At 71.3% G+C, this 11,378-nt stretch carries 8 protein-coding genes; 2 read left to right on the top strand and 6 right to left on the bottom strand.

Annotation, left to right across the window (positions count from 1 at the left end; genetic code table 11):
* Positions 1–22 precede the first annotated feature (22 nt).
* Together J7E96_RS34885 and J7E96_RS34880 are read left to right on the top strand one after the other, a co-directional pair.
* Positions 23–1,300 (top strand): aspartate kinase, encoded by a 1,278-nt coding sequence (locus J7E96_RS34885; protein ID WP_215137595.1) that lies wholly within the window; start codon positions 23–25, stop codon positions 1,298–1,300.
* Entirely contained in the window at positions 1,297–2,622 is a 1,326-nt protein-coding gene (locus J7E96_RS34880; protein ID WP_215137593.1) for a glutamate-5-semialdehyde dehydrogenase, read from the top strand. Before J7E96_RS34885 ends, J7E96_RS34880 begins: the two co-directional genes overlap by 4 nt.
* Positions 2,623–2,665: 43 nt before the next feature.
* Here J7E96_RS34880 and J7E96_RS34875 read toward each other — a convergent pair whose 3' ends face one another.
* The 6 genes from J7E96_RS34875 to J7E96_RS34850 all read right to left on the bottom strand — a co-directional run bounded on the left by J7E96_RS34875 (position 2,666) and on the right by J7E96_RS34850 (position 11,334).
* Complete coding sequence (locus J7E96_RS34875) at positions 2,666–3,370, bottom strand: GntR family transcriptional regulator (protein ID WP_215137591.1); 705 nt, start codon at positions 3,368–3,370, stop codon at positions 2,666–2,668.
* Between the two features lie 5 nt (positions 3,371–3,375).
* Entirely contained in the window at positions 3,376–4,599 is a 1,224-nt protein-coding gene (locus tag J7E96_RS34870) for an FHA domain-containing protein (protein ID WP_215137589.1), read from the bottom strand.
* Positions 4,600–4,665: 66 nt separating this feature from the next.
* The gene (locus tag J7E96_RS34865) at positions 4,666–6,042 is read right to left on the bottom strand and encodes a VWA domain-containing protein (RefSeq protein WP_215137587.1); all 1,377 of its coding nucleotides are present in this window, start codon (positions 6,040–6,042) and stop codon (positions 4,666–4,668) included.
* Positions 6,043–6,094: 52 nt separating this feature from the next.
* Positions 6,095–7,408, bottom strand: a complete 1,314-nt coding sequence (locus tag J7E96_RS34860; RefSeq protein ID WP_215137585.1) for a PP2C family serine/threonine-protein phosphatase — start codon at positions 7,406–7,408, stop codon at positions 6,095–6,097.
* A 3-nt stretch (positions 7,409–7,411) separates the two neighbouring features.
* The gene (locus J7E96_RS34855; protein ID WP_215137583.1) at positions 7,412–10,048 is read right to left on the bottom strand and encodes a serine/threonine-protein kinase; all 2,637 of its coding nucleotides are present in this window, start codon (positions 10,046–10,048) and stop codon (positions 7,412–7,414) included.
* Positions 10,045–11,334, bottom strand: coding sequence for a hypothetical protein (locus J7E96_RS34850; protein ID WP_215137641.1), 1,290 nt, complete (start codon positions 11,332–11,334; stop codon positions 10,045–10,047). The genes J7E96_RS34855 and J7E96_RS34850 overlap by 4 nt, the downstream gene beginning before the upstream one ends.
* Between the last annotated feature and the right edge of the window lie 44 nt (positions 11,335–11,378).

The following is an 11,378-nucleotide window of genomic DNA, read 5'->3' as shown; positions in this document are numbered from 1 at the left end:
TACCGACCTGAAAGGAACCTTCATGGCTCTGGTTGTGCAGAAATACGGCGGCTCGTCAGTAGCCGACGCCGAGTGCATCACACGCGTGGCCCGGCGTGTGGTGTCGGCACGGGAGAACGGCGACGACGTCGTAGTCGTGGTGTCCGCCATGGCCGACACCACCGACGATCTGCTCGAACTGGCCGGAAAGCTCAGCGCGCGGCCCGAGGCCCGCGAACTCGACATGCTGCTGACTGCCGGGGAGCGCATCTCCATGGCGCTACTGGCGATGGCCATCACCGAACTCGGCTACAAGGCACGATCGTTCACCGGCTCGCAGGCGGGCGTGATCACGGATGCCGCGCACGGCAGAGCCAAGATCATCGACGTGGCGCCGGGACGCATACGCTCCGCACTCGACGACGGGGCCATCGTGATCGTGGCCGGTTTCCAGGGGGTCTCACAGGAGACACAGGATGTGACCACCCTGGGGCGCGGCGGCTCGGACACCACCGCCGTCGCGCTGGCGGCGGCCCTCGGCGCAGAGGTGTGCGAGATCTATACGGACGTCGACGGCATCTTCACCGCTGACCCCCGTATCGCACCCAAGGCCCGCAAGATCCCGGCCATCACCTACGAGGAGATGCTCGAACTGGCCGCGAACGGAGCCAAGATCCTGCACCTGCGGTGCGTGGAGTACGCGAGACGGTTCGCCATCCCCATCCATGTGCGCTCCTCCTTCAGCGGGAACGAGGGCACCTATGTCACATCTTCTAGAACCGACAGGGAGAGCAGCGGAGTGGAAGACGCGATCATCTCCGGCGTAGCACACGACCGGACAGAAGCGAAGATCACCATCGAGGGGGTGCCGGACAAGACCGGTGAGGCAGCGGTGATCTTCACCGCCCTCGCCGAAGCGGGCATCAACATCGACATGATCGTGCAGAACGTCTCGACCGGGGGTACCGGCCTCACCGACATCTCCTTCACCCTGCCCGCGACCGACGGCCCCACCGCGCTGCGCACCCTCGAAGAGCTCAAGCCGCGCCTCGGGTTCACCGGCGTGCGCAGCGACGACCGGATCGGCAAGCTTTCCGTGGTGGGAGCGGGCATGCGCTCCAATCCCGGGGTGTCGGCAACTCTGTTCTCGGTCCTGGCGGCCGCCGGTATCAACATCGAGATGATCTCCACCTCGGAGATCAGGATTTCGGTCGTCGTGCACCTCCACGACCTGGAGGTGGCAGTGGTCGCCGCGCACACCGCGTTCGGGCTCGACAGCGATCAGGTCGAGGCTGTTGTCTACGGAGGTACGGGCCGATGAACATGTGCACTTCACTCTCGTCCGGAACGGTCCGCGAAGCCGCCATCGCCGCGCAGTCTGTCTCCGCGAGGCTGGCCCGGGCCACTGGCGCGGACCGGGACGCGGCCCTGGAGGCGATCGCCGACGCGCTGGCCGCGGGAACGCAGGACATCCTCGACGCCAACCTCCGGGACCTCGACGCGGCCCGCACCGCCGGCGTTTCGGATGCTGTCCTGGACCGGCTGCGGATGGACGCCGGGCAGATAGCCGGGCTGGCCGCCATGGTGCGTGAGGTCGCCGCGATGCCTAGTCCCCTGGGGGAAACGGTGAGCGGATCCGTCCTGCCCAGCGGCCTGGAGGTACGGCAGACAAGAGTGCCCATCGGCGTCATCGGAATGATCTACGAAGGGCGCCCGAACGTCACGGTCGATGCCGGGGCGCTGTGTCTCAAGAGCGGCAACGCGGTGCTGCTGCGCGGGTCGTCCGTCGCCCGTGAGACGAACGCCGCGCTCATCGAGGTGATGCGGGGGGCACTGACCGGTACGTCGATCCCGGTGGACGCCGTCCAGATGGTCCCCGGCACGACGCACGCCTCCGTACAGGAACTCATGTCTCTGCGCGGGCTGGTCGACATCATCGTCCCGCGTGGCGGGCGCCGGCTGATCGAGGCCGCCGTGCGCGGCTCGCTCGTGCCGGTCATCGAAACCGGCGTGGGGAACTGCCACATCTATGTGGACAGGGAAGCGGACATCGAGGTGGCTCTTCGGGTGCTGCTCAACGCCAAGGCCCAGCGGCCGTCCGTGTGCAACGCGGCGGAATCCCTCCTGGTGCACGCCGACATCGCCGACGCCTTCCTGCCGTTGGCACTCGACGCCCTCAAGGCTCGGAAGGTGACCGTGCACGGTGATGCGCGCGTATGCGCCTACGACTCGTCCGTGGTCCCGGCCACCGATGAGGACTGGGGAACGGAGTACCTCTCGCTCGACATCTCCGCCGCGGTGGTCGACAGCATGGAGGCGGCCGTGAACCACATCCGCCTGCACGGAACGGGTCACACCGAGGCAATCATGACGGACTCCCAGTCCACTGCCCGCGCGTTCGTGGCTGCCGTGGACACCGCGGTGGTGGCCGTCAACGCCTCCACCCGGCTCGTCGACGGGGCCGAGATGGGACTCGGGACGGAACTGGGCATTTCAACCCAGAAGCTCCATGTGCGGGGCCCGATGGGGCTGGCCGCGATGACGACGACCAAGTACATCCTCACCGGAGACGGTCACATCCGGGGAGACGGCAGCCCTGCTGCCGGGGGCGGCTGCGAAGTCCTCGAAGACTCGGGCGCCTGACGTTCCGAGCGTCCCGGCCGGCGCAGGAGGCCGGGACGCGTGGTCACGCGCCGGCGTCCTGCGCGTTGCGGGCGAGCAGCTGCCGGCGTGATTCGTCCAGATAACGCTCTAGATGCCGCTCCGCTCCCACGGCGTCCTGGGCCCGGAGGGACTCGTAGATCCGCCGGTTGTGCGCCAGATAGGGCTCGTGGAAGGCGAAGGTGGTTTCCAGGGCGTGGAACGCGAGACGGACTTCCGCCATCAGCCCGCACATGACGTTGTCGAACCGTGGACTGCCGGCCAGCGCGACCAGCGCCGCGTGAAAGCGCATGTTGGCGGTGATGAGCGCCTGTTCGTCGCGGGCCGCGGACGCTTGGGCGCCTTGCTCAAGGGCTCGCTCAAGAGGGGCAAGAGGCCAAGGGGGCTCAGCGGTCAGGCTGCGCAGTGCCGCCACCCCGAGCGTCGCGCGCAGCCGGAAGATGTCGTCCAGTTCCGCGGCGGAGAAGTCCTTGACGAAGAGCCCTCGGTTGATGTGGTGCTCAAGGAGCCGCTCATGGGTGAGCAGGCGAAACGCCTCCCGCAACGTGTTACGGGAAACACCGAGCGACTTGCAGATGCTCACCTCGGGCAGGCGTTCACCGGGGCGGAACATCCCCTCCGTGATGCGGGTGCGCAGGATGTCGGCCACCCGGCCCGCGGTACTTTCCCGCGCCAGGACCTGCCGGTCCTCCTCAAGCCGCGCCACTGCCGCGGTCTGCCCACCGGCCATCGGGCTCACCCCGTCCGCCCGGCGTTCGCCCGGACCGTGATCGTTGTCCAGGCGCCCACGTGGACGCGGTCGCCGTCCTGGAGGGGGATCGGGACGTAGGGCTGGATCGGGTCCTCGGCGCCGTTCACCGTGGTGCCGTTGGTCGAGTTCTGGTCGACCACCGCCCAGGAGCCGTCGGGCTGCTGAACCAGGACCGCGTGCTGGTGCGATACGCCCGGGTCCTCCGGCGGTACGGACAGGTCGATGTCGGGGGCCTCGCCCGTGCTCTGGCGGCGGCGGCCGATGGTGATCTGGTTGCCGGTGAGCGGGCGCTGCTGCTCGGGCGAGTACGCGGGCAGGTTGAGGCCCGCGGCGTCGGGGCCGCTGCGCTGCATCATCGCCATGAAGTACTCACGGTCGGGGCCCACGGTCGCGGTCCAGCCTGCCGACGCGGGCGCCTGGTACTGCTGCTGGGGCGGCGGCGCCTGAGGGTGCTGGGGTGCCTGCTGCTGGTGCGGCGGCTGATGGGGTGGCTGGTGCGGCTGCTGCTGCGACGGCGGCGGCAGCATCCAGTCGTCGTCACCGTTGCGGTCCCGCTGCGGGGGCGCCGGCGGCTGCTGGTGCTGCGGCGGTGCGGGTGCGGTCGGGGCCTGCTGCTGGAACTGCGGAGGCGGCGGGCCCGGCTGCTGGAACGACGCGGGCGGCGGCGGGCCCGGCTGCTGGAACTGCGGCGGCGGACCCGGCTGCTGGAAGCCTTGCGGCGGTGCCATCCGGCCCGACTGCTCCGGTGCCAGCGGCTCGGCCGGCCGGTTCATCTGCGACGGCCGCGAGGCCTGGTACTCGTACGGATCACGGGCCTGCGGAGGCGGAGCCGGCGGCCCCTGCTGCTGCGCCTGGAAACCGGGTGGCAGGTTGAGGCCCGGACCGGGACCCGAGTTCTGCGGGGCGACCGGCGTGTAAGACGTCGCCGTGTTCGTCAGGTAGTTCCAGCGGCACTCCTCGCAGAACGGGGCCATGGCCTCGCGCGGGGTGCGGCACTGCGGGCAGATCTCCGCCTGGGCGGTGGCGTCCGGCCCGGGCGGCGGGAAGCCGTAGCCGGAGGGGGCGCCTCCAGGACCGGGGCCTTGCGGGTACCCGTAACCGGGAGCGGGCGGCAGCGGAGGCGGCGGCACGGCGCCGGCCATGCGATGGCCGCAGACCTCGCACCAGTCGTCGGAACCCGACTGGTGTCCGTTCGGGCAGGTCGGCATGTCGGCGCTTCCCCCTCTCTCGTTCGGCCCGAAGGCCGTAAATCGGTACTTCTCGCAGCTTTTTGGTTACTTCTTGACGCGAACTGTCTTGGTCGAGCGCGTTTCGAGGGTCATCTCGTCCGCCTCTGCGACCTTCGCCTTGAGTCGCACAGTACCGGTCGTCGCGTCGACGACGTCCACCACCTTCGAAAGCAGTTTCGCGGTGTCCGTGTTCCCCGAAGCCGCCGCCAACTGCACCGCGCGGCCCAGTTTCGCCGTCGCTCCATCGAAATCACCCGACTTACGCGCGTCAAGCCCTTGTTGGATGACTTGTGCCAATTCCGCCTGGCCTGTGTAGTGCGCCACCTGCGGGTTGATGGAGGTGGACGCCACCATGTCGTCCGTCCACACCGCCCGTACGAGCCCCTGGGAGAGCGTTTGCGGCGTACCACCGCCCGACGGGTCGGGGAGGACCAGGGAGACGCGGGCCGCCAGCATTTCCTGGCCGATGCCGGCTTCCGGCACCCGTACGCACACGTGGTAGTCGCGGGACTCGTCGCCCCACGAGCCCGTCGGGTAGTCCCCGGAGCGCGGGCCTGCCTCCGTACGGCGGCCCGTCAGGTCCTCGACCGCCGGCGCCACCTGCTTGACGAACTTGATCTCCACACCGACGGGCGTCCACAGCCGCAGCGCCACGTCCGCGACCTCCTTGCCCATCGCGTTCTCCATCATCTGTGTGAAGTCCGCCGCCAGGCCGCTGGGGTCGGCGACGATGTCGGCCGTGCCGAGCAGCGCCGAGGCGATGCCGGTGACCTCCTTCACCTCCCAGTCCGTACCGACGCCACGTGCGTCACAGGTGAAGCGGCCGGCGCAGGCTTCGAGAGCGTTCTGAAGGTGCTTGGGGGACTCGTGCTCGTTACGTCCGTCGGTCAGCAGAATGCCGTGCCGGATGGGGACTTCCGCCTGGGCGAGCAGATGGTCGGCCAGCCGCAGCCAGGTGCTGATCGCCGTGCCGCCGCCCGCACTCAGCTTGTACAGGGCCTCCTTCGCCTGCGCCCTGGTCACCTGGCTCGCGGTCGCGAGGCGCCCGTTGCCCGGGTAGACCTCCTTGGCCTGGTGCGTACCGCTGACCACCGCGAAGGTCACACCGTCGCGCAAGGTGTCGACGGCGGCCGCCGTGGCCTCGCGCGCGTTGCGCATCTTCGTCGGCGGGTACTCCATCGAGCCCGAACAGTCCACCATGATCACGACGGCTGCGCTCGGTACGCCCAGACCCTGCCCCGTCGGTATGTGCGCGGGCGAGGCCCCGGCCCCGGCGAGGAGCGCGGCGGCGCCGCTCGTGCCGCCGCCGGTCGATGTCACGGTGACGATGGCGTTGACCTCGCGTCCGCCCTCCGGCAGGTACTCGTTCTGGTACACGTCGACGGAGAACTGCGGCACGTTGGACTTGGCGAAGTTGGCCATGGTCAATCGGCTCCTCGGGACGGAGTGACGTGTGCGGTCGGGGATCCGGGCCTTACGCCGTGCCGTAGGCCGATCCTGCCCCTTGCTCCGGCATGGCGAACGGCAGCACGGCCACTGTTACGTTGTCGTGGCCCCCGCCGTCGAGTGCGTGCCCCACCAGCACCTGGGCGCAGTGCAGCGGCCGTACGGCGGCATCGGCCGGTGCGGCCTGCGCCATCTCCTGTGCCGCCTCCGCGTAGTTCCACAGGCCGTCGGTGCACACCACCACCACGCCCGGCCGGTCCGGCTTGAAGGAAGCGGTGTGCGGCTCCAGTTCGTACGCGTCGGCGCCGAGCCAGCCGGTGATCGCGTGGGCGCGCTCGTCGGCGTACGCCTCCGCCTCGTTCATCAGGCCCGCGGCCACCATCTGGGCCGCCCACGAGTCGTCCTCGGTGAGGCGGGCGGGGGGCGCGGTGCGGTCGTCGGGCACCCAGTAGACGCGGCTGTCGCCGACCCAGCCGACGACGAGCAGCCCGCCGGCCACGATCGCGCCGACCAGGGTGCAGGCGGGCGCGTTCGTGTGGTGGTTCGCGTCGTGCTCCACGGCGTGAGCGGTGTCCGTCGCAAGGGAGTTGACCGACTCGGCCGCCGCGACGATCGCCTCGTGCATCGCCTGCTGCGGGTGCGTGCCGCGCGGCAGCGACTCCAGGAGGGCCTCGTTGGCGGCGGTCGCGGCGGCTGCCGAAGCCTCGTCGGGGCGGGTCGCCGACGACACGCCGTCGCAGACGATCGCGACGACGGCGGGCGAACCGTCGGGCAGGGCCGCCGACGAGACCGCGAACGAGTCCTCGTTGCGGTGGTGACGCAGCCCGCGGTCGCTGACAACGGCTACCGCGTCCAGCTCCTGCTCCATGTGGTCGCGCTCGCGGGGCTGTGCGTGGCCGCAGTTCTCGCAGTAACCGTCGTCGTCGATACGGCCGGTGCGGCACGCGACGCACACCTTCGCGAGCGTGCCGGACGGGGGCGTCGGCTCGGGCACGACGCAGCGCGGGTCGACGGGCTGCGGCTCCGGCTGATGCTGCGGCTGCGCGGGTACGGCGGCTACGGGTGCCGCCAGCGTGAAGTCGCCGGTCTCGGACGCCGCCGGGGGCGGATCGTCGTACCGTACGGCCGCCGACGGCACGTCCGTGCCGGGCTCGGCCCCACCTGCGGCCGCGGCGCCCGGCGCGACCGTGATGGCCATCGTGGGGTGGTCCCCCGGCGGCTGCGACAGGGCCGACAGGTCGGACCCGCACGCCCCGCAGAACAAGTCGCCCGGCTCCAGCGGCTCTTCACAGCCGGGACAGGCGGTCGGCTCAGCAGGCAGCTGGTGGCGCATCTGCGACATCTTTCACACCCAGGTCCGGGGGCGGAAACGGTTGGCCCGTTCCACCAGGTCGATCCTCTCCTCGCCGCGCTGGGCGAGCCGGGCAAGTACCCGGTACGAGCGTTCCAGGCCGAAGCGCAGGCCGCGCTCGTCCAGTTCGCTGCCGAGCAGCGCGCTCTGCGCGGGGCGAGCCCCGTGCCCACCGGAGAGTACCCAGTCCAGGGCGGTGCCCAGCACCTCGGTGGACAGCTGCTCCCGGCGTACGGCGTCGAGTCCGAAGTTCCGCAGCGCCTCCACCTGGGCGGCGGCCGCTGTCAGGTCGTCGACGAGCGTCCCGTCCTGCGGGGCGCGCCGGCGAAGGCGCGCGCGCACGGCGGCGACACGGGCCGCCGTGTAGTGGATCGACGCCTCGGGCACGGACTCCAGCGTCTGTACGGCGCCGGGCCGGTCGCCCGCGGCGAGCTGGACCCTGGCCAGCCCGAAGGCGGCGCTCACGTAACTCGGGTCGGTCGCCCAGACGAGGCGGTAGTACTCGGCGGCGTTGTCGAGCTGGCCGAGGACTTCGGCGCACACGGCCAGGGCGAGCTTGGGCGCGGCCTCGCCGGGGAACGCGTCGTACACCGCGTCGAAGGACAGCGCCGCGTTCTCGTTGTCTCCCGAGACGAGGGAGGCGATGCCCCGGTACCAGACGACCCGCCAGTCGTCGGGGTGCTGGAGCTCCAGGGCGTACAACGCCTCGGCGGCGGTGGCGTGTTCGTCCATCTCCAACCGGGCGCGGAGCTCGCGCAGCCGGCGCTCGACGGAGTCGCCGGGCGCGGACTGGAGCGCGGCGATGAGCTCCGCGGGCGCGGAAGCCATCAGGCCCGCGAGGAACCCGGCGTTGGGATCGTCCGGGTCGACGCGCGGCACGGGCAGCGCGAGCGCGGTGGCCCCCGCCTTCAGGGGCGCGAGGTAAGGGGACAGTGCCGGTACGCCGCCGGGTCCGACGCCGGGAGCGGCTTCGGGCGGCGCGACGACCCCGGGCACGGAGACGGGCGCGGGCACGCGGGCCTGGGTGGCGGCGTAGGCGACCCCGGCCTGGACACCAACGGCCTGGACATCACCGGCTTGGACACCACCGGCCCGGGAGGCGCGTCGCGCCCTTCGCCCCGTCGGGGCGGCCCGGCCGCCCAGCTGCGAGACGTCGCCCGTCAGTTCCGCGAACAACTGCGTGTCCGGCACCCGCAGTTCTGGCCCGAACAGCGTCGACAGTGCCGGGCGCGGACGGCCCGTCTGGAGGGCCACGACCTCCCGCAGCACGCCCGTCAGCTGCTCCGCCATCTCCGCCGCCGACGCGAACCGCCGCGCCGGATCGGGGTCCGTCGCCCGTACCAGCAGCCGGTAGAAGGACTCGTACCGCCGGAACACCTCGATGTTGCCGGGGTCGGGCAGGCTGTCCACGAAGACATTCGTGTAGCCCTGGAAGTCGAAGGTCAGCACGGCCAGCGTGCGCGCCACCGTATAGAGGTCGGAGGCGACGGACGGGCCGACCTCCGCGACCTCCGGCGCCTGGTACCCCACCGTGCCGTAGATCGCGCTCTCGTCGCCGTCCATCCTGCGGACTGCGCCCATGTCGATGAGCTTCAGCTGGTCCTGCTGCTGGATGGCGTTGTCGACCTTGAAGTCGCAGTAGAGCAAATTCCGGCTGTGCAAGTGCCCCAGCGCTTCCAGCGCCTCGATGCCGTACGCACACGCCTGCTCGACCGGCAGCGGGTCCCGCCGCCCCGCCTCGCCGCGCCGCTCGTTGGCGATCTCCTTGAGCGACTTGCCGCCGACGTACTCCATGACGATGTAGCCGTCCATGGAGCCGGTGCGCTGGTCGAGGTGCTCGACGAAGTTGTAGATGCGGACGATGTTGGAGTGCTCGATCTCGGCGAGGAAGCGCCGCTCCGAGATCGCCGCCGCCATCGCGTCCTGATCGCCCGTGTCCAGCAGGCCCTTGAGTACGACCCACCGGTCCGACACCGCGCGGTCGACCGCCAGATAGACCCAGCCGAGGCCGCCGTGCGCCAGACAGCCCACGACCTCGTACTGGCCGTGCACGATGTCCCCGGCGCCCAGCTTCGGCACGAAGGAGTACGGGTGCCCGCACTTCGTGCAGAAGCCTTCCGTACGCCCGGCCCTGTCCTCGCGCGAACGCCCCACCGGCGCCCCGCAGTCGGAGCGCGAGCAGAACCGCTTGCGCTCCGGGACCTCCGCGTTCTTCATCACGGCGGACTGCGGATCGGGGCGCGGCACGTCCGGTATGGAGACCAGCCCCGCGCCCAGCCGGTTGCGCCCGGACGATCCCGACGACGCACCGGAACTGCGGACCGACACCGACCGTGCCGACGTGGCCCCGCCGGACAGGGAGCGCGAGAGGCGCCCGGAGACCGAACGGCGCGAGGTCGAGGACCGCGACGAGCGGGAGGAAGTGGGCGAGGAGGAGCCCGACGTCGCCCGCGCGCTGCCACTGCGCCCGGACGTACCGTTGCGCCCGCCCGCCGCCATCCCGGTCGGCGGCGACGACAGCATGCCCGTCGGCGAGACGACCGGGGCGAGCCCGCAGGTGCCGCAGTAGAACTCGCCGCCGCCCATGTCCTCGTACGATCCCTCGCATCCGGGGCGCTGACACCGGCTCATGACGTACTCCCCGTGTGGTCGCGGTCGCTGGGCTCGTCGCGTCGCGGCACCAGCACTTCCGCCGCCGCCTGCTGGTAGCGCAGTACCGCCTGCTCGGCGACCCGCAAGTCGCACGGCGCGCTCCACAGCATGCGGCGGGCCGCGTCGTACCGCTCGATCAGCAGCGGGTCCTCGGCCATGCCGTGCCGGGCGACCTTCGCCCTGTACGCGTCGAGCCGGCCGCGCAGCTCGGCACGCACCGCAAGCGGCGCGGTGACCGCGGTCAACGACTCCCGCGCCCGCATCAGCTCGTCCTCGGCATCGCGCTCCAGGGACTCAAGGAGCGGCGACAGCCGGTGCCACTGGGCGTGCCTGCGGTATTCGGCCGCCAGCACCAGCTGCTCCTGGAGCGCGGTGGGCGGGCCGCCGACCGCCGGCACCTCGGAGGCGGCGATCTTCGCCAGCACCTCGCCGCGCGCCGACCTGGCCTCGGTCAGTGTGCGGTCCGCGCGCGACAGCGTGTCGCGCAGCCGGACCAGCCGCTGCTCGGCGTCCTGCCGTACGGTCAGCACCGCGTCGATCTCGCGCCTGACGTCCTCCAGCGCGCGGGCCGCCCGGTCGTAACGCTCGGTGTCGGGGCGGCCGCCGCCCGGCGCCGAACTGCCCAGCCCGGGACGCCAGAACGCGAGCGGGTCGGTCACGACCTGGGTGCGCAGCGCCGCCAGCTCGCCAGTGATCGCCTCCAGGTCGTCGCCCGACGGATGCTCACCCGGCCGTACGCCGACGGAGCGCGCCAGCGACCGCGTGCGCTGGAGCTCGGCCGCGAGGAGGTCGATGCGCGCGGGGAGGGCGGACCACACCGCGTCGGCGGTGACGATCATGTCGAGCGACCGCGCGTACAGATCGTTCATCCGGGACACCAGCTCCGCCAGTGTCAGCCGCTCGGACAGCTTGGCGGGCCCGGTGATCGACGGGGCGGTGGGGGCGGGCGCGCCGCCCGACACGGTCACGCTCGCGCCGCGCAGGATGTCGGTCAGCTCGGACAGGTCCTGGCGGTTGGGGAAGCGCCGCCGCGACCGCAGCTCACGGGCGGCGCGCAGGGTGGCGGTGTACGTGTCGAAGTACGACCACAGCAGCGTGATGGCCGGCTCTGTCGCGGTCCAGCGGTCCAGCGTGGTGCCCGTCAGCTCGGCCCCTTCGAGCAGCCTGCGGCCCGCGTGGTCCTGCAACGCGAGAAGCGAGCTCTCGATCGCCTCGTACTCCGCGCCGAGCCGCGCCAGCGCACGGTCCACCTCGTCCCGGTCCATCACCGGCCCGGTGGCACCAGCATCCGCGGCCACGCTCATCGATC

The sequence above is a fragment of the Streptomyces sp. ISL-96 genome (assembly GCF_018614035.1).
Taxonomy (GTDB): Bacteria; Actinomycetota; Actinomycetes; order Streptomycetales; family Streptomycetaceae; genus Streptomyces.
The sequence above is the reverse complement of the archived record's forward strand: the minus strand, read 5'-3'. Positions and strand labels throughout refer to the sequence as shown.

Excerpts from the sequence above, each read along its gene's own strand:
- J7E96_RS34885 (WP_215137595.1), top strand. The coding sequence starts at position 23 with ATGGCTCTGGTTGTGCAGAAATACGGCGGCTCGTCAGTAGCCGACGCC.
- J7E96_RS34880 (WP_215137593.1), top strand. The coding sequence starts at position 1,297 with ATGAACATGTGCACTTCACTCTCGTCCGGAACGGTCCGCGAAGCCGCC.
- J7E96_RS34875 (WP_215137591.1), bottom strand. The coding sequence starts at position 3,370 with ATGGCCGGTGGGCAGACCGCGGCAGTGGCGCGGCTTGAGGAGGACCGG.
- J7E96_RS34870 (WP_215137589.1), bottom strand. The coding sequence starts at position 4,599 with ATGCCGACCTGCCCGAACGGACACCAGTCGGGTTCCGACGACTGGTGC.
- J7E96_RS34865 (WP_215137587.1), bottom strand. The coding sequence starts at position 6,042 with ATGGCCAACTTCGCCAAGTCCAACGTGCCGCAGTTCTCCGTCGACGTG.
- J7E96_RS34860 (WP_215137585.1), bottom strand. The coding sequence starts at position 7,408 with ATGTCGCAGATGCGCCACCAGCTGCCTGCTGAGCCGACCGCCTGTCCC.
- J7E96_RS34855 (WP_215137583.1), bottom strand. The coding sequence starts at position 10,048 with ATGAGCCGGTGTCAGCGCCCCGGATGCGAGGGATCGTACGAGGACATG.
- J7E96_RS34850 (WP_215137641.1), bottom strand. The coding sequence starts at position 11,334 with ATGGACCGGGACGAGGTGGACCGTGCGCTGGCGCGGCTCGGCGCGGAG.